The sequence below is a fragment of the Arthrobacter sp. YAF16 genome, from assembly GCF_052113385.1.
Taxonomy (GTDB): Bacteria; Actinomycetota; Actinomycetes; order Actinomycetales; family Micrococcaceae; genus Arthrobacter.
Genome location: NZ_JBFRDC010000001.1, coordinates 175,119 through 195,443 on the forward strand (window position 1 = coordinate 175,119; position 20,325 = coordinate 195,443).

At 66.6% G+C, this 20,325-nt stretch carries 19 protein-coding genes; 9 read left to right on the top strand and 10 right to left on the bottom strand.

Annotated elements, in window-relative coordinates; translation table 11 throughout:
* Positions 1-527: 527 nt before the first annotated feature.
* The 5 genes from AB4Y91_RS00835 to AB4Y91_RS00855 all read right to left on the bottom strand — a co-directional run bounded on the left by AB4Y91_RS00835 (position 528) and on the right by AB4Y91_RS00855 (position 5,434).
* Positions 528-2,186 (bottom strand): cytochrome b/b6 domain-containing protein, encoded by a 1,659-nt coding sequence (locus tag AB4Y91_RS00835; RefSeq protein ID WP_441416700.1) that lies wholly within the window; start codon positions 2,184-2,186, stop codon positions 528-530.
* A gap of 2 nt (positions 2,187-2,188) precedes the next feature.
* Positions 2,189-3,172: an electron transfer flavoprotein subunit alpha/FixB family protein gene (locus AB4Y91_RS00840; protein ID WP_441416701.1), complete on the bottom strand. Its 984-nt coding sequence runs from the start codon at positions 3,170-3,172 to the stop codon at positions 2,189-2,191.
* Between the two features lie 10 nt (positions 3,173-3,182).
* Entirely contained in the window at positions 3,183-3,959 is a 777-nt protein-coding gene (locus AB4Y91_RS00845; RefSeq protein WP_441416702.1) for an electron transfer flavoprotein subunit beta/FixA family protein, read from the bottom strand.
* 211 nt (positions 3,960-4,170) lie between these two features.
* Entirely contained in the window at positions 4,171-4,743 is a 573-nt protein-coding gene (locus tag AB4Y91_RS00850; protein ID WP_441416703.1) for an MOSC domain-containing protein, read from the bottom strand.
* Positions 4,744-4,786: 43 nt separating this feature from the next.
* Entirely contained in the window at positions 4,787-5,434 is a 648-nt protein-coding gene (locus tag AB4Y91_RS00855; protein ID WP_441416704.1) for a M15 family metallopeptidase, read from the bottom strand.
* A gap of 157 nt (positions 5,435-5,591) precedes the next feature.
* On the opposite strand from AB4Y91_RS00855, the gene AB4Y91_RS00860 reads away from it, so the two are divergent.
* A complete protein-coding gene (locus AB4Y91_RS00860) occupies positions 5,592-6,401 on the top strand; it encodes a GPP34 family phosphoprotein (RefSeq protein ID WP_441416705.1) in 810 nt (269 codons plus the stop codon).
* 40 nt (positions 6,402-6,441) lie between these two features.
* On the opposite strand, the gene AB4Y91_RS00865 is transcribed toward AB4Y91_RS00860, so the two are convergent.
* Both AB4Y91_RS00865 and AB4Y91_RS00870 read right to left on the bottom strand, forming a co-directional pair.
* Positions 6,442-6,789: a cupin domain-containing protein gene (locus AB4Y91_RS00865; RefSeq protein ID WP_441416706.1), complete on the bottom strand. Its 348-nt coding sequence runs from the start codon at positions 6,787-6,789 to the stop codon at positions 6,442-6,444.
* A 1,047-nt stretch (positions 6,790-7,836) separates the two neighbouring features.
* Positions 7,837-9,993, bottom strand: coding sequence for a hypothetical protein (locus tag AB4Y91_RS00870; protein WP_441416707.1), 2,157 nt, complete (start codon positions 9,991-9,993; stop codon positions 7,837-7,839).
* A gap of 461 nt (positions 9,994-10,454) precedes the next feature.
* Between AB4Y91_RS00870 and AB4Y91_RS00875 the strand changes: the two genes are divergently transcribed.
* Together AB4Y91_RS00875 and AB4Y91_RS00880 are read left to right on the top strand one after the other, a co-directional pair.
* Positions 10,455-11,240: an alpha/beta fold hydrolase gene (locus tag AB4Y91_RS00875; RefSeq protein ID WP_441416708.1), complete on the top strand. Its 786-nt coding sequence runs from the start codon at positions 10,455-10,457 to the stop codon at positions 11,238-11,240.
* A complete protein-coding gene (locus AB4Y91_RS00880) occupies positions 11,237-12,223 on the top strand; it encodes a diguanylate cyclase (protein ID WP_441416709.1) in 987 nt (328 codons plus the stop codon). The genes AB4Y91_RS00875 and AB4Y91_RS00880 overlap by 4 nt, the downstream gene beginning before the upstream one ends.
* On the opposite strand, the gene AB4Y91_RS00885 is transcribed toward AB4Y91_RS00880, so the two are convergent.
* The gene (locus AB4Y91_RS00885; protein ID WP_441416710.1) at positions 12,220-13,290 is read right to left on the bottom strand and encodes a LacI family DNA-binding transcriptional regulator; all 1,071 of its coding nucleotides are present in this window, start codon (positions 13,288-13,290) and stop codon (positions 12,220-12,222) included. The two genes, AB4Y91_RS00880 and AB4Y91_RS00885, sit on opposite strands and share 4 nt — an antisense overlap.
* Before the next feature lie 172 nt (positions 13,291-13,462).
* Between AB4Y91_RS00885 and AB4Y91_RS00890 the strand changes: the two genes are divergently transcribed.
* The 5 genes from AB4Y91_RS00890 (at position 13,463) to AB4Y91_RS00910 (ending at position 18,256) form a co-directional block, all read left to right on the top strand.
* A complete protein-coding gene (locus AB4Y91_RS00890) occupies positions 13,463-14,350 on the top strand; it encodes an ABC transporter substrate-binding protein (RefSeq protein WP_441416711.1) in 888 nt (295 codons plus the stop codon).
* A 107-nt stretch (positions 14,351-14,457) separates the two neighbouring features.
* A complete protein-coding gene (locus AB4Y91_RS00895) occupies positions 14,458-15,246 on the top strand; it encodes an amino acid ABC transporter permease (protein ID WP_175323740.1) in 789 nt (262 codons plus the stop codon).
* The gene (locus AB4Y91_RS00900) at positions 15,243-16,022 is read left to right on the top strand and encodes an amino acid ABC transporter ATP-binding protein (RefSeq protein ID WP_346957928.1); all 780 of its coding nucleotides are present in this window, start codon (positions 15,243-15,245) and stop codon (positions 16,020-16,022) included. Before AB4Y91_RS00895 ends, AB4Y91_RS00900 begins: the two co-directional genes overlap by 4 nt.
* Complete coding sequence (locus AB4Y91_RS00905; protein WP_441416712.1) at positions 16,022-17,062, top strand: Gfo/Idh/MocA family protein; 1,041 nt, start codon at positions 16,022-16,024, stop codon at positions 17,060-17,062. The genes AB4Y91_RS00900 and AB4Y91_RS00905 overlap by 1 nt, the downstream gene beginning before the upstream one ends.
* Before the next feature lie 72 nt (positions 17,063-17,134).
* Positions 17,135-18,256: an NAD(P)/FAD-dependent oxidoreductase gene (locus tag AB4Y91_RS00910; protein WP_441416713.1), complete on the top strand. Its 1,122-nt coding sequence runs from the start codon at positions 17,135-17,137 to the stop codon at positions 18,254-18,256.
* 93 nt (positions 18,257-18,349) lie between these two features.
* On the opposite strand, the gene AB4Y91_RS00915 is transcribed toward AB4Y91_RS00910, so the two are convergent.
* Positions 18,350-18,553: a hypothetical protein gene (locus AB4Y91_RS00915; protein ID WP_441416714.1), complete on the bottom strand. Its 204-nt coding sequence runs from the start codon at positions 18,551-18,553 to the stop codon at positions 18,350-18,352.
* Positions 18,554-18,947: 394 nt separating this feature from the next.
* On the opposite strand from AB4Y91_RS00915, the gene AB4Y91_RS00920 reads away from it, so the two are divergent.
* Complete coding sequence (locus tag AB4Y91_RS00920; RefSeq protein ID WP_441416715.1) at positions 18,948-19,397, top strand: hypothetical protein; 450 nt, start codon at positions 18,948-18,950, stop codon at positions 19,395-19,397.
* Here the strand turns inward: AB4Y91_RS00920 and AB4Y91_RS00925 are convergent.
* The gene (locus tag AB4Y91_RS00925; RefSeq protein WP_441416716.1) at positions 19,373-20,314 is read right to left on the bottom strand and encodes an alpha/beta fold hydrolase; all 942 of its coding nucleotides are present in this window, start codon (positions 20,312-20,314) and stop codon (positions 19,373-19,375) included. The genes AB4Y91_RS00920 and AB4Y91_RS00925 overlap by 25 nt on opposite strands.
* Positions 20,315-20,325: the final 11 nt, after the last annotated feature.

Below are 20,325 nucleotides of genomic sequence, written 5' to 3' on the forward strand. Positions count from 1 at the left end.
TACGGGCGTACAATAATGATAGAGTCCGCCGCGTTGAGCACCCGCTCCCAGGAGCGCGTATGGCCGTGGATCCGTTCCAGCTTCTACTGGAACAGGAATAAGGGACACCAGATGCCAACCAGTCCGTCTTCGCTTCCGGAACGCAGTCATGGCAGGCCCGGGATTTCGTGTTCCGGCCCCGACGGCAACAGGGCCACCGGAGCTTCAGGCGAGAAGCGGATGCCGGAGATCCGACGCCTGGCCATGACCATCATTGGGGCATTGATGGCGGACGCCGACCCGGAGCGTGAGCGCGAAAGACAACATCTCAGCGGACTCGTGGAAACGTATCCCGGCCAGCCGGATGTGGCGCTGGCACAACATTTGTTGGCCGTCAGACGCCCCCTATTCGATGATCAGAATGGCTGGACGGCGGCCGGCCCCCGTTCTCCGGAATCCAGCGCAAACAGGGAACAGGGCCGATAGTTCCAGCCTCGACGGTCTGCCTCGATAGCGATTCGCGATCGAGGCAGACCGTCGTTTGACGCCTACCGGCTGCTCACCTTGCCGAACAGCTTGGCGAAGGGTGCAAGCACGAGCGGCCGGGCGGCGTACCACCCGGCCGTGGTGATGGCGATGGCGGCCGCGAAGAGCCAGAACCCCACCCAGTTCATCTCGTCGGTGCCGGCGAACATGTGGTTCAGGTTGCGCAGCGCACCGGTCGCGAACACCAGGAACACGTGGACCAGGATGAACAGCACGAAAAACAGCATTGTCGGGAAGTGGAGCGCGCGCGCCACCTCCACCGGGTAGACCTTGTTCAGCGTCGTCGCGTTCTTGGGCCAGAACTCGCTCATGCGAGCCCCCGTGATTGCCGCGAGCGGGGCCGCGACGAACACCACGAGGAAGTACATCAGCTGCTGCAGGCTGTTGTAGTTCACCCAGCCGTTCTCGACCGGCCAGTCCAGTGTCATGTACTGCAGGAGTGCAGAGAGCGCATTCGGGAACACCTCCCAGCTGGTCGGGACGATCCGCATCCAACGGCCCGAGGCGAACAGCAGCACCGCGAAGATGAGCCCGTTGGCCAGCCATATGACGTCGAGCGACTGGTGCAGCCAAAGGTTGATGCTGATCTTCTTACCACCGCGCTTAGGGGTCCAGAACGCGGGCGGTTTCTGCTGCGTGCGCACCTGGTAGCCGGAGCGGATGATGAGCACCATCAGGAAAATGTTCAGGAAGTGCGTCCACTGCGCCCACCACGGGAAGCCGGTCTCGGCGGTGTCGGGCAGGCCATATTCGCCGGGGTACCTCTCGAGGAACTCCGGCACGCCCGGCAGCGTGGTCACTCCGCGCGCGGCGAGGACAAGAACTGCGGCGGCGGCCACGGCGACGACGGCGAGCTTGACCCACTGGGCCGGGGTGCGGGAGCCGTAGAGCTTTGCTGCGGCCTTCGGCCTTCCGGGCTTTGCGGGCTTTTCGACGGCGACGACGGGCGTTGCCACGGGTGCCGGAGCGGCCGCGGCCGCGGGGGATGCGGGGACCGGTTCGTTCGGCGGCGCCGGTGGCTCCGCTTGGGCAGTGGTCTCCGCGATGACGACGGCGGCAGCCGGGGCAGGAGCCGCGGTAACAGGTTCCGGGGCCGCCTGCACCGCAGCGACAGGAGCGGGGCTTGCAGCACGCGCCGGAGCGGGGCCTGCCGGAGGCCACGGTTCACCGCCGGGGACGCGGGGGAGCCCGCGGCGCAGCTGGGTGGACCCCGCCGCCGTCGTCTGCGCGGCTGGTGCGGTGACCGGAGCAGCCGCCGACGACGTCGCCGTTGGTTCCGTTTGGGGGGTCGCAGCGGCGAGCTTCGCTTGCGCGACCGGCGCGGCCGGCGTCGGCGCAGGCTCGCCGCCTGGGGCCGGAGCCTCTGACACGGATGCCACCGGTGCCGCGACCTCGCCGGCGGGCGGCCAGGGCTCGCCGCCCGGCACCCGCGGCAAGCCCCGGCGAAGCTGCCGCCCGCCCGCAGCTGCTGCCGGGACGTCCACGGCAGGAGCGCTGACTGCGGGCACCGGAGCGGACAGCGCCGTCGTATCTGGTGCCGTTTCCTGCGCAGCAGCCGCGGAGGAAAGCAGGCGCGCGGGTGCTTGGCCTGCTGGCGGCCAGGGCTCGCCGCCCGGCACGCGCGGAAGGCCCCGTCGGATGGACCCGGAATGAGTTGCCATCGCTATTTCTTCCGGGCCTCAAGGGCGCTGATCAGCTGAGGGACAACCTTGAACACGTCGCCCACCACGCCGAAGTCGGCGATCTCGAAGATCGGCGCGTCCGCGTCCTTGTTGATGGCGATGATCGTCTTGGCGGTCTGCATGCCGGCCCGGTGCTGGATCGCGCCGGAAATACCAAGCGCGATATACAACTGGGAGGACACCGAAACCCCGGTCTGCCCGACCTGCTGCGATTGCGGAACGAAGCCTGCGTCCACCGCGGCACGCGAAGCACCAACGGCAGCGCCGAGCGTATCGGCGAGCTGATCAACGAGGGCGAACTGTTCGGCCGACCCGAGGCCGCGGCCACCGGCGACAACCTTCGCGGCACCGCGCAGCTCCGGCCGCGAGGTGGCGGCGACGGCCTCCTCGAAGGAGTCGACCCGCGCTGCCGGCTTCCCGGAGGGCGTCACCGCCAGGGTTTCCGACGCCGGCGGCTGGGCCGCAGCACGCGCTTCGATGGAGCCCTGGCGGACCGTGATGACCGGCGCCCCAAACGTGGCCGTCGACGTCACGTTGTAGGCGCCGCCGTAGACGGAGTGGTGTGCCACCACGCCCTCGTCATCGCGGGACACACCGACGGCATCGACGCACACCGCTGCCCGTGACCGGGCGGCGTACCGGCCGGCCAGGTCCCGTCCGTTCAGGGAATGCGAAATCAGGATGGCGTCCGGCTGCACCTGCTCCGCCGCGGCGGCAAGCGCGTCGACGCCCGGCACGCCCAGCGCGGACGGATCCGTAGACTCTGCGATCAGCACGCGGGCGGCCCCCAGGTCCGCGGCCTCCGCGGCGGCGGCCGTTCCGGCGCCGGGCTCGGCAAGCACCAGGGCAACCGGCGTGCCCACCGCGGCGGCAGCGCCGAAGAGCCCGGCCGCAGCCTTCTCAAGTTCACCGGAAGCCAGGGCTTCCACGACGACGAGGATTGCGTCACGAGGGAATTCAGTCATGTCGTTACTCCTACGCCAGTCGGTTTTCGATCAGGAAGTCGGCCAGCTTCTCGCCGGCATCACCCTCGTCAACGATCTTGACGCCGGCAGCGTGCGGGGGCTTCTCGGCCACCGCCAGCATGATCGACCGCGCCGCGTCCGGGTTGTCGGCCGAGATCCCGAGGTCGCCAAGGGTCAGCACCTCAAGGGGCTTCTTCTTCGCGGCCATGATTCCCTTGAAGTTGGGGAAGCGCGGCCCGGGAAGCGCCTCGGTAATGGAAATAACCGCAGGCAGCTTCGCCGATACCTGCTGCACGCCGGATTCCACGCCCCGGGTCCCGGACACCGCGCCGTCGCTGATCTCCACGGCGCTGAGACCGGAAGCAAGCGGCACGTCAAGCAGCTCGGCGAGCATCGCGGGAATCATGCCGCCGGATCCATCGGTGGAGACGTTGCCGGTGATGACCAGGTCAAACTCGACGCGGCGGATCGCGGCTGCGAGGGTTTCGGCGGTAAGCCCCAGGTCAGCGCCCCGGAGCGCCTCGTCAGAGACGTGGACGGCGCTCGCCGCACCCATCGCCAGCCCCTTGCGGATGGTGGCCGTCGCGCCCTCGGGAGCGAGGGAAAGGAGGGTCACCTCGGTGCCCTCGTTCGCGTCGGCATACGTCAGGGCCAGCTCCAGGGCCCGCTCGCCGATCTCATCAATGACTGTCTCGCTGGCTTCACGGTCGGCGAGGCCTGTTTCAAGGTTCAGTTTTCGGTCCCCGTAGGTGTCGGGGACCTCCTTGACTAGGACGATAATCTTCATCGATGACTCTTCCTGTGGCGGGCATGTCTCCGGAGGGGACACGTCGGATCTCCCTAGAGTCTACGAAAGCGAAGCCCGGCCTGGCTGACCGGTCCCGTGTCGCGAACCGGCGGGCCGGGACTTTGCCCTCTTTTGTCAGGACCGCCCGGCGTTCGGATACCGTCTGCTCGTGCCCCTGTGTTTCGTCGGCGAGTCGACGGCATGCGTCGGACTAGGGCAAGCGCGATGGGCGCAGCAGCGTCGGTTCGCCCGCGCGGTCCGGGTCAAGCGGGACCGGACTGATCAGCACTGCCGGGCCGCGGTGCAGGACCCCGTCCGAAAGCACCTGGCACCGCACACCGCCCCGCCCGCGCATAGCTTTGTGGGCGCCCGGGGCGAGCATCGCATCCATCCAGGCGCACGGATGGGCCGGCCGCCCGGCCTTGAGCCGCACCAGCTCGCCGCCGGATTCCAACGCGAATTCGTGACCGAGCAGCGGGGCCAGGTGGGCTCCCCTGATGTGCACATTGCGACGTGTGAGCAGTGGGTCAAGGGCTGCCGTTCCCAGCTCTGCGGCGATGGCTTCGAGGGCCTCGACGGCGAACACGGTGACGGCGGCATCCATGTGCGCGGCCTTGCCGAAGAACCGGTCGCCGACGATGCCCTTGCCGGCCACGAACGTGGCCTGCTCGGCGTCTGCGGTGGGGACGTCGGCTGCGCCCTCCCGTGCGCGGCCGAAGTAGGCGTGCGCGGGCGACACGAGCAGGTGCAGGATTTCGACGTCGTACCTATAGCTAGCCGTCATTCCACCAAGTTATCGCCTCGCGGGGTCCCGGACGTTCTTTGGCTTAGAGGTAATCAGGGGCGGGTTCCAGCTCGAAGTAATCCTCGAGGGTGGGGAAGTCCTTCATCTCCTGGGCGATGGCCTTTCCCACGAAACGCAGGTGCCAAGGCTCGTAGGTGTAGCCGGTAACGTCCTCGGCCCCCGCGGGGTAGCGGATTATGAATCCATAGCTCGCGGCATTCGCGGCCGCCCACTTACCGGCCGGGGTGTTTGCGAAGCAGGCCTGCAGGGCGCAGACCCCACTGGCGTTGCCGATGTCCATCGCCAGCCCGGTCTGGTGTTCGCTGAAGCCGGGCCGCGCGGCGAGGGTATCGGCCGTTGCCTGGCCGTACTGGCGCACGTAGCTGTCGTAGAGGCTTGCCTGCTGGCTGTAAGAACGGTAGCCGCTGACCGGAATGATGTTCACGCCGGCCGACTTGGCGGCTTTGGCTAACTGTTTGTAGGCGTCCGCGGCCTCGGTCCGCAGCTGTTCCCCCTGGACCCTGACCAGCCGGGCCGGCACGTAGGTGGCGGGGTTCAACGGCCGGTGTTTGTTGACCACCACCTGCAGGCTGGAGGCGGAGTCGATGTCGTAGCCCGTCGAGGCTACAGCCGGCACTGATGGTGCGATCATGCCGAGCGTGAGCAGCAGCCCCGCCAGTGCGCCTGTCATCCTGCTGATTCGCTTGAGCACCATGGCCTCCAGAAGTGTCCGGAACAGATGCGGGGAACCTTACCGGTCGGCACGGCGGGAGTCGAGGGCATTTGTCTCCGGGGACCCGGGACGAAATCCTCATGCGGCGGCTGCCCAACCGCGCCACCATGTTGGTATGAACGCTGAAACGCCGAAGCCGGCGGAGCTGAACCTTCCCCAGGCCTTCCTGCTGTTGGCAACGAACGACAAAGACGGCAAACCGGAGGTGCCGGTGTTTGCACTCAGAACCACGCTGGCGGGGGCAATCTTGGCCGAGCTGGAGCTGATCGGTGCCATCGAGCTGCAGGGGAAGAACGTCCGGGCTACCCGCGCCGCCCCGCCGACGGATTTCCAGCACGAGCTGGAGCTCATCCGCGGCAAATCACGGCCTCACACTCCCAAACGGTGGGTCGCGATGCTGGAGGGCCGCGCCGAAGTGCAGCGTGTCTACGAGCGGATGGCGGCACTGGGCATCGTGGAACATGTCGGCGAAAAACACCTCGGCGTGTTCCGGTCCACCCGGTACCCCGAGGTGGACCACGCTTCGAAAGCTGCGCTTCTGAAGAAGCTCGAGGCTGCACTCAGCGGTGCCGCACCGGTCCCCGGCGCACCTGATGCGAAAACGTCCGACGCCGGGGCGCCTCCTTCGACGGTGCCCGACGCCGGGACGTCTCCTTCGACGGGGCCCGACGCCGGGACGTCCGCGGCAGGGACGCCCGTGGCCGGGACGCCCACCGGGGCCGGCACGCCGGCTGCGCCCGCGCCCGACGCTAGGACCACGGCGCTAATTGCCCTGCTGCAAGCGGCCGGCCTGTTCGGCAAGCTCTTCCCGGCGGCAGACCGAGTCCGCGCCGACGAGTTGGCCAAGGACTACTGGCCCGCCCGAGCCGTGGAGGACGAGCTGCGGATGATCAGACTGGCCCAGGAAGAAGCCGCAACCCTCTAGGCCGCCGGATGGCTGGCGTCTCGGCGTGAAGGACGCGGGATTACTCCTGGCTGACGATGTCGACCGAGATCTCCACTGCCGGAACGGTTCCTCTGTTCTCCAGCCAGTGAAGAGTTTCCCTATCCTCGGGCCATCCTGCCCCCGGCCCGTAGTCCGTAGCGACTCCATTCCGGTGGTCGGTGATCGTTCCCTGCAGAATGTAGACGAGGCCAGGCCGGCCTTTGTGGTCGTGAACCGGACCGAAGACGCCGCCCGGCTCGATGGTCACCATCCGCATTCGAAGCTGGCGCCCTGCCATGCCCTCGATCTCCGGGCCAAGGTCAACCGTGGCAAGCAACTCCGACTTAACACCTTTGGTCTCCGGTGCCGTGTGGTCCTGGCTCATCATGCTCTGCTCCCATCCCTCGACTGGCCCTTCTTCTTGGCGGGGCTTCCGCCAGGGTTCCAGTATGTGATGCAGCTCACCTGAATGTGAATGCGACCGTGAGGCTGTTCGCCTGCTGGGTGTTGACACATTGTTGACCCACGGATCAGTCTGGGCACAGGGGCTGAGACCAGGAGGCGACATGGACCAGTCGCAAAGGGACACGGCGGCTAAGGCCGCATGGATAACCGGCGGATTCGCCTTGGCGGGAACGTTAGTTACGGCGCTATTCACCAGTGGCACTCTCGCGGGCTTCCCTGCCGGTGGGGCACCTTCGCCTGTACCCGCCAGCAGTTCAACGGCGTATGTCGGCGCGTCATCGGTAGTCTCGAGCACGCCACCGCCGGTCACCCCAACTCCGACGCCCCTTGTACCCGAGGGCGTGGAAGGACACTGGAAGGGGGGAGGGGCCGTATCAGAGAACTTTCATCTGACCATTGCGAACGACGCCAGCTGGACGTTGATCAACGGGAACGACGTGCAAGCCGCTCACGTAGCAGAAGGGAAAGTCGTCTTCGACGGGGCGCAGGCCACCTTCTACTATGCCGACGGCAGGGCCCCGCTGGTTGTTGACTGGGCCTTAGTCAAAACCCCCACCACAACCGTCCTGCATCTGGGAACTTACACCTATACCAAGTAGGCCACGCTACCCCGCCCATCCGCCGTGGCAATCAAGTGCCGATGCCGCGTTCACTGCAGTCAGGGGAGAGCCGATGCACCTGTCGCTGTTGCCGCCTCCGGGGACGGCCTCACGGTCAAGGCGCGGATCGGCGAGGACAGCGCCCGGCCGGATAGGCCGGCGCCTATGGCGCACCTCGCTGTCCCGGCGGGAGGGGTTAGGAATCATCGGGCATTGGCTGGGTCCGGGCGGCTGTGCCGAGCTTCGGGCTGGAATGCCAAAAGAGCAGGCAGCCGCTTTCTGTGGCTGCCAGCTCTTTTCGCTCGATCGGTTCGGCCTAAGAGGGGACAGTAGGTCTTCTCTGGATTCGCCTTTTCGTGGAACGCATGCGGCTACTTCGATCTTGCGATGGACTTCGTCTGACCACTCGTGCGGGACAGGGAGTAGTACCCCGTTTTGCTGCCCGTTACGGTGACCCTTATGGTCTTGCCTATGTCCGTTTTGGTAAGAAGATAGCTGGCACCGGTTGCACCCGTGACGGGTTTGCCTGACCGGGACCACTGGTAGCGGAACCCAACTCCGCTCGGTCGCCAAGTGCCCACAATTGCAGTGAGGCGGCGGCCGGTCACCGGAGTGCCACCTATGCGGGGAGTGGGTGCGGTGGTCAACACCTTCGGTGCGGTGATCGGTTTGGTGGCCGCGCTGGTGCGGGAGGCAGAGGCGAAACCGGACTTGGCCCCAGTGACCGTCACCGTGATCGTCTTGCCGATGTCGGCTTTCGCCAGGGTGTAGCTGGCCCCGGTTGCCCCAGCGATTGTCGAACCGTTTCGTTGCCACCGGTAGGTGAGGGTGACGGGTGAGGGTTGCCACACCCCTGGCGTCGCAGTGAGACGCTGCCCAACGGTCGGCAGACCGGCAACCCTCGGGATGGGGGCGCTAGCCAGCGGCAGTGGCTTAGGAGCCGGGAGGAAGAAGTCGAGCCCTGACGTTTCCTGGGCATCGAGCACGGCAACGGGGGTGGCGGAGGCGAAAGACGTTCCGGCCTTGTACCAGTAGGAAGCGTTGCCGCCGACCCTGAAGTCGAGCTTGTAGCGGCCTGCCTTGAGGTAGGGGAAGTAGTAGGTGCCGTCAGCGTTGGTCATGACTCGGCCTTGCCATGTCTTTGCCGCGTCGTCCTGGTAGATATTCAGCGTCCCTCGGAGATCCGTACCCGGGGCCGCTGTTATCTTGCCGCGGATTGCACCCGCCTTGATCAATGTGGGACTGATGCCGGTGACGCTCTGGCTTGGACCGACAACGACGACCCTGGCCTTGTCGGGGCTGTAACTGCCTCCCCAATATTGGAAGAGGATATGGTCGGCACTGTCCGAGAAGCCGACCAAGTAGGAGCCAGGGTCGACGCCGCTCACTGTATAGGAACCGTCGGCCAGCGGGGTGGCCCAGTAGGTGCTGGGATTCGAGGAAGCGGTGCTTTGCATGTAGACGGAGACTTTGGTGGCGTCGGCGCCCTTGGGCACGGTGACCTTGCCGCTGACGGCCGCCATCTGGGTCATGATGACGTTGACGGCGGGGGTGTCGTTCCCGGTGGTCGCGGTCACGGAATTGGCCGACGCGAACCCGTCTTTCCCCTTGTACCACTGTTCAACTGCGTGGAATTCGTAGTTGCTGCTGTTGAATTTTAGTTTGTAGGACCCCGTCTGCAATCCGACGAGCGTGTAGGTTCCGTCGGGCTGGACTTCGGCGCTTCGAAGGCTCAGGGCCCACTTGTCGGGCGCCGCCCCGGCGGCGTTATACGCATACACCGAAACCTGAGATACATCCGATCCGGGAAGATCGGAGCGCGGTGCCAGGGATACGGTGCCGCTGATTGTTCCTCCGCGCGTCAGGGTTGCGTCGATTCCTTCGAGATCCTGCCCTGTCGTCAGTGTGAGCGTCTTTGCGCTCTTAATCGTGCCTGCGCCCCCGTACCACTGGTCCTGGGCGCCGCTGTTACCCCCGGAGATCAGTAGCTTGTAGGATCCGGCCGGAAGGCCCGCCATGTAGAACTCATGCACGTCAGTTCCGTTACTGGACAAGCCGGCGCCCCCTTGGGCCTCCAGCGCGGATTCCGAGACGGCGTCGTAGAGCCTCAGATCTATCCCGCTGGGATCCATCCCGGCCGGGAGGGTGATGTTCCCGTCAAGGCTTGCGCCCTTGGCAAGAAGCACATTGATTCCGGACACTGTGGCGCCGCCGGCGACGGTGATCGACTTCGCCGTTTCAAAAGAAGTGCCACCGCCGTACCACTGGGTTAGGCCGCCGCTGGCACCGCTAGCAAACTCTATTTTGTATGCCCCTGCGCTTAGATGTTCGAGGGCGTATGTTCCGTCGTCCGCGGGGAATGCACCAAAAGATCCGTTGGGGGAATCAGCCGGGTAGACATTAACCGTTGCAAGGCGACCATCGACACCCGCCGCCCCTGAAATCCGGCCGGTGATTCCGCCGGTGGTGGTGGCCGCGCTGGTCGGCGAAACGAATCCCAAAAGAAGAAAAGCCGTAAGCATGACCACGACAGCAGTCATAAAACGGCGCGGCCCGACCCTTGATGCGAACATTCAGTTATCCCCCAATAAAGCGCGCCAAGCGCGCTGCCAATAGCCCCGTCTGCCGCGGGTATTCCCAGAGTAATGCACATTATGTCTTTTCATAGTGTCAATCGTGCTAACTGATATTCGTCAATTGGCCCGTTCCATTGATTCGCCCTGGATGTCTCAAATACCTACCGTGACCTGCGGCGACGCTTCCCCGCGCCGTGGGCCCGCCGGGCTACTATGGGGTGAACCCGTCGACTACTTCTGCGCCAGAGCCATGTTCTGCGGCCGGCGACAGCTAGCCGATGAACGCGCCTGAGTGGTGACAGGACACGCGAAGACGCGCCTCCGCCGTCGGGCTCGAAATCGGCGGGGTCAAAGGGTTGAAGTTGAAAAGGTTTGGTGGGCAGATGGCGTCTGGGGCAGCAGTACGCAATAACGTGCGGGCATACGGGCCTGAAGGCGGCCCGGTCCTGGTATTTGCCCACGGTTTCGGCACCGACCAGACCATGTGGGCCCGGATCCTGCCCTGGTTCACCGACCGCTACCGGGTGGTCCTGCTGGACCATGTGGGCTCCGGGGGCTCGGACCAGTCCGCCTACGATTCGGCCACCTACTCCACGCTGGATGCCTACGTCGATGACCTGATGGAGGTCTGCGCCGGCCTGGACTTGGCGGACGCCACGCTGGTCGGCCACAGCGTCGGCTCCATGATGGCCGTCAGCGCAGCCGTCCGGGACCAGGGCCGGCGCTTCGGCCGCCTTGTCCTGCTCACAGCGTCGCCCAGTTATCTCGACCACCCTGAGGACGGCTACGTAGGAGGGTTCAACAGCCAGGACCTCGACGACGTCTTCGAATCCCTGGACGCCAACTACGTTGTCTGGGCGGAGCAGATGGCGCCGGTCTACATGAACGCGCCGCACGCCCCGGAACTGGACCGCGAAATCCAGGGCAGCTTCGGCCGGATCAGCCCCCGCATCGCCCGGGACTTTGCCCGGGTGGCGTTCCTCTCCGATGTCCGGCACCTGCTGGCCGATGTCACCGTCCCCGTGCTGGTCCTGCAAAGCACCGACGACGTCGTCACCCCGGACCACGTGGGAACGTACCTGCAGAAGGAGCTCCCCAACAGCACCCTGGTCCGGCTCGCGGCCACCGGCCACTTCCCGCAAAGCAGCGCGCCGGAGGAGACCGCCGCCGCCATCCTCGAATACTTGAAGCAGCCATGAGCCCGGCGACGACCGAAGCCGTCCACTACGGGCAGCTGTTCCACCAGGCGCCCGCCGGCTACGTCATGGCCGCCACCGACGGAACCATCCTGGCCGCGAACGCCACGCTGTGCGCCTGGACCGGGGCCGAAGCCGGCGCCCTCGCCGGAACGCGGGTGCTGGACCTCATGCCGGCCGGTGACCGGCTGATGTACCGGACGCATGCCGGACCGAAGCTGGAACGCGACGGCCACCTTGCCGAGCTTTCGATCGAGATCCTGGGTCCCGACGGGCAACGCCGGCCGGTGTTGCTCTCGGTGACCCGGACCGCGGACGGGGCCGAACCGCGGGACCTGATGATCTTCTTCGCAGCCCCGGAGCGTCGCCGCTACGAGCGCGAACTGGCCAGCGCGCACCGGCAGCTCGAGGACGCCGAGGCGGAGCGCGCGAAGCTTCTCCGGGAAGCGCACCACCGGGCGCTCCACGATCCGCTGACCGGCCTGCCGAACCGGCGGCAGCTGCAGGAAACCCTGCTGGCGGCCCTGGCCCGCGCCGGCGAGCAGCGCATCCGAGTGGGCGTGCTGTTCTGCGACGTCAACAACTTCAAGCAGGTGAATGACACCCTGGGCCACGCGGCCGGGGACCAGGTCCTGGAGCACGTGGCCCGGATGCTCGCCGGGGCCGTGCGCGGCGCGGACACGGTTACGCGCTACAGCGGCGACGAGTTCGTGGTCCTGATTCCCTGGCTGGAGCACGCGGGGGAACTTGACGCGGTGGCCGGGCGGGTCCGGGACTGCGTCACTGAGGCCATCACCGTCGCGGGCACGGAGCTCCGGCTGGGCATGTCCGTCGGCCGGGCCGAAACGGCCGTGCCCGAGCACGCCGGGGCGGCCGAGTATGAGGAGCTGGCCAAGGCCCTCCTCATCGCCGCCGACCAGGACATGTACCGGGTTAAGACCGCAACGCGCGGCAGCCTGCGCGAGGCTCCCGACGTCGTCGCCTAACCGCGCGCCGGTGCCGCGACGGAGCCCCGGCGGATCAGCTCGGCCGTAAACACCGGCGCGGCCGCAGGCGCCTTCCGGCCCTCCATCTGCCGGATCAGGGCCGCGGCTGCGGCTACGCCCATCTCGTACACTGGCTGCGCGATGACCGTAAGTGGAGGCGTGGTGAGCCGCGTCCAGGCGAAGTCGTCGTACATGAGGAAAGAAACATCCTCCGGAATCGACAGGCCGAGCTCCTGGATAGCCTCGACCACACTCAGCCCGATCAACCCGTCGGAGGCGATGATCGCCGTCGCCGGGTCCGGGCGTTGCAGCAGCTCGCGGGTGATCTTGCGGATCGACTCGTCATCGCCGGCGTTGAGGCGGATCAGATCATCCGGCGGCTGCAGGCCAGCGTCTGCGAACGCGCGTTGCAGGCCGGCGCGCCGGTCCGAAATCTGGGACGAGTCCAACGGCATCCCCTCGCGGTACGGCTCGTCCGTCCGGAGCGTGGAGATGAAGGCGATTCTGCGGTGGCCGGTATTGATCAGGTAACTCGTGGACTCATGGGAGATATCCTCCATGTCGACGGCGATGGTGTCGACATCGAGCCCGGGCGCCTTGCGGTCCAGCAGGACCAGCGGACGGCCCGACTCGTGAACGCGCCGCAGGTGTTGCGTCTCGACCGAAGACGCGGGCGCCACGATCAAACCGTCCACGCGCTTGTCCAGCAGCACCCTCACGGCATCGATTTCCGCGGCTGTGTCCTCGTCGGTGTTGATCAGGATGACGTTGTAGCCGCTGCGCTTGGCGGTATCCGTAATGCCCCGGGTGGCGAGGCCGAAATGGGGGTTCTCGATGTCGCCCACCACCACCCCGATGGTGTGCGACTTTCCCGTGTTCATGCTGCGGGCGAGCTCATTAGGCCGGTAGTCAAGCTCCTCGGCGGCGGCCAGCACCCGCTCGCGCACGTCCTCGCTCACGGCGCCGTAGTTGCCCAGGGCACGGGCCGCCTGGGCCTTGGACACCTGGGCAGCCCGGGCGACGTCGGCGACGGTGACATCGCGGCGCCGGGAAGCATCACTCTTCATGACGGCCTTTCGTAGCGGACCCTTGACGCCCCATGTGGCTTCGATTACATTTCTAGCAATCGATGTGAGTCCGGTCTCAATCCTAGGGACTGAGACCGGACTCAGCAAGACCCGCATCGGCCCTTACCCACTACGGGGCACACTGCCCGCCTACCCGCTCCCCACCCCACGATTGGAAAACGCTGTGAACACAGGAAACAAGCTGCGCCCCGGGGCGCTCATTGCCGCTGCTGTTGCCGCGGTTCTCGCACTGTCCGGCTGCGGCGGAGCCTCCTCCGCCTCGTCGTCGCCGGCGGACAACCCCTACGGTCTGATCGAGCCCGGCACCATTCGTGTAGCCAGCCTCGGTGACTCCAAGCCCTACACCTTCGCCGACGCGCAGGGGAACTTCACCGGCTTCGACGTCGAACTCTTCAAGGATGTCGCCCACCGCGCCGGTATCGACAAGGTCGTCTTTACCGGTCAGGACTTCTCCGGGCTGCTCGCCGCCGTCGCCAACGGCCAGTTCGACGCCGGCGTCGCGGCGATCGGCATCACGGACAAGCGCAAGCAAACCGTCGACTTCTCGGATGGCTACCTGGCGGGCTACCTGACCGTCATCACCACCAAGAACTCGGGCATCGCCAACGCTGACGCGCTCGCCGGAAAACGCCTCGGTGTCGTGCAGGGAACGCTCCAGGAGGCCTACGCCGTCAAGAACTTCACCTCGGCCAGCCTGGTGCGCTTCCCGGACAACAACACCGCTATTTCTGCCGTGAACAGCGGATCCGTGGACGCCCACTTCCTGGACTACGAGGCAGCCAAGGCCTACGAAGAGAAATACGGACTGGTCAGCGCGGCTGACATCCCGTCCTTCGACGCCCCCGCCGGGTTCGCCGTGGCGAAGGGCAAGACGGCCTTCAAGGACGCGCTTAACAAGGGACTGTCCGCCGCCATGGAGGACGGCACCTGGAAGAAGCTGTACCAGAAGTGGTTCCCGGGATCGCCGATGCCCAAGCAGTACCTGCCGAAGGCCGAGCAGGCGGCAAGCCCGTCGCCGAGCCCCACGTCCAGCAAGTAAGCCGCACGGCGGACACCTCCGGCAGCCGCCCCGCTGCCACCTGACCGGGCGGGCCGCACCACGCGGCCCGCCCGGGATCCACAAGCTACCTACGTCTGAGAGACACCATGGACTGGTTAAGCACCATCACCCGCACCTTTTTCGACTTCGGCGCAATGGCCGAAGTGCTGCCCCAGCTTCTGGGAGTCGGCCTCCTCAACACCCTCATAATCTCCGTCGCCGCCACCATCCTCGGTGTTGCCCTCGGCATGGTCGTCGCCGTGATGGGGATATCCCCGTCGGCCTGGCTCCGTGTCCCGGCCCGGATCTACACGGACCTGTTCCGCGGGCTGCCGGCCATCCTGACCATCCTGCTGATCGGCCAGGGATTCGCCCGCATCAGCCAGTCGATATTCGGCCCCTCGCCCTACCCCCTGGGAATCATCGCGCTGAGCCTGATTGCCAGTGCCTACATCGGCGAGATTTTCCGCGCCGGTATCCAGAGCGTGGACAAAGGCCAGGGCGAAGCCTGCCGGGCGCTGGGCATGAGCTACGCGAAGTCGATGGCTCTCGTGGTTGTCCCGCAGGGTGTCCGCCGGGTCCTGCCCGCCTTGGTCAACCAGTTCATCGCCATTGTGAAGGACTCCTCGCTGGTCTACTTCCTGGGCATGCTGGTCTCCGAACGGGAGCTGTTCCGCGTCGGCCAGGATGCCGCCGTCCTCTCCGGCAACCTCTCCCCGCTGGTCCTGGCCGGGATCTTCTACCTGGTGGTCACGGTCCCGCTGACCCACCTGGTCAACTACTTCGACAACCGCTTCCGCACCGGCCGACGCCGCCCAGCCGCCCCCAGCAGCGGCCTCAAGGAAGTCAACGAACTCGCCGCGGCCTCACCGCTGACCACCGGGAGCAACACATGAGCCTCGCAAGCAACACCGCCAGCAATACCGCGCCGGACATTGAGACCTTCCACGGTTCCAGCCTGGAACTGAGAAACCTGACCATGGCCTACGGGGACATCGAGGTGCTCCGGAACGTCAGCCTCAACGTTGCGCCGGGCACCACCACCTGCATCATCGGGCCCTCCGGCTCCGGCAAGTCCACCCTGCTCCGCGGGGTCAACCGGCTGCACGAACCCAAAAGCGGGGACGTCCTCCTGGCCGGTGAGAGCGCCCTGCAGGTCAAACCGGATCTCCTGCGGGCCCGCATCGGCATGGTCTTCCAGCACTTCAACCTCTTTCCGGACCACACCGCCCTTGAGAACGTCGCCCTGGCCCTCTGGAGCGTCAAGGGAATGCCGAAAGCCGAAGCGCGGGAACGCGCCCGCCGCCGCCTCGCCGAGGTGGGCCTCGCCGAGCGCGCCGACCACCGTCCCCGGGACCTCTCCGGCGGACAGCAGCAGCGCGTCGCAATCGCCCGCGCCCTGGCTATGGAACCGGAAGTCATGCTCTTCGACGAGGCCACCAGCGCGCTGGATCCGGAACTGGTCAAGGGCGTGCTGAACCTCATGGCGGGACTGGGCCGGCGCGGCATGACCATGTTGGTGGTCACGCACGAGATGGGCTTTGCCCGCAAAGTCGCCGATCAGGTCGTCTTTATGGACGAAGGCGAAGTCGTCGAATCCGGCACCCCCGCCCAGCTCTTCGACAACCCGCAGAGCGAACGGCTCCAGCGGTTCCTCTCGGAGGTGCTGTGATGGGCAGCGGCGCAGCGGAGCCCATCCGTACCGCCGTCGTCGGCTTCGGTGTCTCCGGCAAGGTCTTCCACGCGCCGCTGATCGCGGCTCATCCCGGCTACTCTCTGGACGTCATTGTCACCGCGGATCCGGCCCGTGCCGGGGAGGCGGCCAGGCTCTACCCGCACGCCCGGATCGTGCCGACGCCGGAGGCACTGTTCACCCTCGCCGGAAGCCTGGACCTGGTTGTTCTCGGGACGCCTCCGCAAACCCACTACGACCTCGCCGCAACGGCAATGGACCGCGGCCTGCACCTCGTGGTGGACAAACCATTCGTCACCAGCCCGGCCGACGGTGAAGCTCTCATCTCCCGGGCGGCCGACGCCGGCGTGCAGCTCACGGTCTTTCAGAACCGGCGCTGGGACGCCGACTTCCTGACGCTCCGGGAACTGGTTAGGAAAGGAGCGCTGGGCGACGTCCGCAGCTTCGAGTCGCGCTTTGAGTGGTGGCGGCCGGACGGTTTCGGGAACTGGCGGGACACTGCAGCGGCGTCCGACGGCGGCGGCATCCTCAACGACTTGGGCGCCCACCTGATCGACCAAGCCGTCCAGCTGTTCGGTCCCGTCGCGGAGAGCTATGGGGAGACCGCCAACCACGGACACCCAGACGGCGCCGATACCGAAGCCTTCGTGTCCCTGCTCCACGAATCCGGAGTCCGCTCACGGCTCTGGATGAACGGCATGGCGGCCCGGGTCGGCCCGCGATTCCACGTTCTGGGCTCCAGGGCCGGGTACACCAAGTGGGGTCTGGACAGTCAGGAACCCGCGCTGGCAGGCGGCATGTTGCCGTCGGATCCGGCCTACGGCGTGGAGCCCGAGGACTCTTGGGGGGGCCTCGGCGTAGACGGAACCTCCGAGGCGGTGCCTGCCCGGCCGGGCGCTTACCCCGAGTTCTATACCCGGCTGGCCGCGGCGCTCCGAGGGGAGGGCCCGCTGCCGGTCGACCCCGAGGAGTCACTTGAGGTCCTGAGGGTTATCGACAACCTCCGCGCCTTCGCCTAGCCATACCTCGCGCCGCCCGGGCAATGCCAGCGCGAAATTTCAAGCACCCATTACGGAACGAAAGGGAGACCCATGTCCTCCACGCCCTCAACCAAACGAGTCGCCGTCATCGGCGGCGGTATCCTCGGCGTCTCCACCGCCGTCCACTTGCTCCGCGAAGGGGCCTCGGTGGTCCTGCTGAGCGAACACGGCCTGGCCAGCGAGGCCACCGGCCGCTCGCTGTCCTGGCTGAACTCCGCCGGAGAACGCTCCACCCCGTACCACCAACTCCGGGTCGCCGGCGTGGACCGCTACCGAACCCTCTTCGCTGCGGATCCGGACCGGGACTGGCTGCAGTTCGGCGGCGGCCTCATGTGGCACGCCGCGGGACAGCAGGCTGCCACCCTCGCCCGCCATGACTACGAGGAGTCCATCGGCTACAACTCCAAACTGCTGGCGCCCGAACAACTCCCTTCAGCCGTTCCCGGCGTCGACCCGGATGCCGTGCCCGAGAGTGCCATCTTCAACCCCGGCGAGGGGTGGGTCAGCCTGCCTGAACTGGTGGAGTTTCTGATGGAGGAGTTCCACGAGCTGGGCGGGGAACTGGTGCTCAATGCCGGCAAGGTCTCCGTCGCGGTCGACGCCGGGCGGGCCAGCGGCGTGCAGACGGCCGCTGGCGATACTTACGCAGCGGATGCCATCCTGGTGGCGTGCGGCGCCGCGACGCCCGCAGTCGTCGCTCCCCTGGGCGTTGACATCCCCAACGCTTCCCCGGTCTCCATGCTGGTTCTGACCAAGCCAGTGGATCACGGACTGAAGGCCGTGCTGAACACCCCGCGGGCGGCCGTGCGGCCAAACCCCGGAAACGCCCTGGCCCTGGACCACGACTGGTACGAAGAGCACATCAGCGAACACGCCGACGGTACCTTCAGCATTTCCGACGACGTGGTTCAGGAACTCGCCGATGAAGCGTCCAAGCTGATCGCCGGCCATCCTGAGCTCAAGCCGGCCTCGTGGAAGATCGGGTACAAGCCCATCCCGGGCGACGGCGAACCGGTCCTTGGGGAGCTCGTCCAGGTGCCAGGTTGCTTCGTGGCCTTCACCCACTCGGGGGCGACGCTTGGCCTTATTGCCGGCGAGCTCCTCGCGGGCGAGATCATGACCGGGAAGAAGCACCCCATGCTCGCCACCTTCCGGCCGGCCCGGTTCTCCTGACCGGTGGGCGGCTGTGCCGCCCGCTCGCAAACGCGACGACGACGGCGGGAAGCTCCCGCCGTCGTCGTCGTCGTTTAGTGCTGCGCTGTGTTCTTAGGCGGAGGCCGAGTCCAGGTTGGCCGCGCCGTGGTTCAGGCTGAGCGTGAAGGTGTTCGGGCCGCTGGCGTGGACCGCGATGTTGGACTTCGCGGTGTTGTGCCGGACCGAGAGATCGTGGACCAGGGCGTCCAGCTCGTGATGCATCGTGGAGCGGTCCCAGAGCTTGTGGGTGACAGTGTTGGCAGTTTCAAACGTCATTGTTCAGTGCTTCCATTCATGAATCCGGGTGTCCGGCTGCCGCACCGATGCGGAGCCGCCGTAGGCCAAACCAGGAACGCCTGAGACCGTGGGCAGCTCTGCGAGCTCACCGGTTTGGCCTCATTGCGTCCACCAGGATGGTGCCCCTGATTCGATTCGGACGCGGAGCGTCGGAGCGAACCTCGGGGCTGCGCGGGCGGGGATTCGAGCCCCTGCCTGCCTTTTCATGATGCACAGCGCCGAGTGGCCGGCTCAAGCCAGAGGGCGATTATTGCGGGTGAGACTGGTCACAGCCGCAGGCGGCAGGTGCCGGATGGGCTCGGCGTTGAACAAATCTGATCGGATCCGGTGTCGCATGGGCGGACCACCGATTGCCGCGTGCAAGAATCACTGCGTGAATACCCCCGAACCAGCGATCGTCGACTGGCCTTCGCTGCTGTTCGCGCTTCTTATCGATTCGCTTCTGGTCTGGGCTCCGACCGTATTGCTGTTCGTACTCGCGCCCGGCCGCTGGATCCCTCTTGTCTTGATCCTCTTCACCGCCTTGGCCACCAACTGGGCACTCTATGCCCGCGGGACTTCGCTGGGCAGCTACCTTGGCGGTTTCCGGCTTCGTACCCGCCATGGCCAGCCGCCGGGGCCGGCCTACGGACTGATCCTCGCAGTGCTGACCTTGATGTCCATGTTCGCGGTGGCCGTGGCCGTTGCCGTCAGCTTCACCCCGGGTAACGATGCTTCAGGCCCGCTGGGCAGGCCGGAAAATCACCCCCTCCTAGGAGAACGAACCCGGCGCAGGCGCTTCCTGCAGGCCGCGGACGACTACTGGGAACGCTGGGCGGGTTGAATCCGGCGGCCCCAAAGACCATCGAGCAGGCGCATCACTTGCAGCGGGCGCTCGAAGGTGGCGAAGTGGCCGCAGCGCGGGATCGTCACCAGTTGGGCGTGCGGGACCACTTCGCCCAATCGGTGCAGATCGGACTGCGGGGTGAAGACATCCACGTCCCCGCGGGTCGCCAGCACCGGGCAGCGGATGCTGCGCCACCGGTTCAAGTCGTAGTGGGCCGCGGCCCGGGCGGCGGCGGAGAAGCTTGCCGGGCGGGCGTCATCGCCAAGCCCGCGCACAACCCCTGCGGGGATGGCTGCGGGAGCTGCGAAAAACGGGGACATCAGTGGCCGCATCACGGGAGCCCTGCCGGTCGCACGTACCAGCGCTGACCCGGCCGGGCCGAGGGCCGCCAGGGTGCGCATGAGCAGGAGCATGCCCACGAACGCCGGGAGCCTGACGAGGCCGCGCAGCGGGTTCCGGGCCGCCTCGGACACACCGAAGGTGGTAGCCGAAATGGCGGCGACGCTGACCACCTGCTCGGGCCAGGCCGCGGCGATATGCAGCGCGAGGAAGCCTCCCATGGAGTGCCCCACCAGATTCCACCGACGGTACCCGAGCGAGTCGAGGATCCCCGCGACAGCCCGGCCCGCGGCATCGATGCTGAAGTGTTCCATCCGGGCATTTTCGGTGGATCCACCCCAGCCCGGCAGGTCGATCAGCACCCGCGCCCGGTCCGGCACTCCGGCGAGCAAGGGCTGGAAGGTGGTCCAGGATCCCGCGGCGCCGTGAAGGTACACGTCCGCAGTAGCCGACGCCGGCCCTCGTTGCTTGAGGCCCGACTGGACATGCACAGTGCAGGGACCCAGTTCCGTCGGGAGGACATGCCGCCACAGCATTGTTGCCTCGGCGGCAGTCGCTTCCTGCTGAACGCGCATGGGCCCCCTCT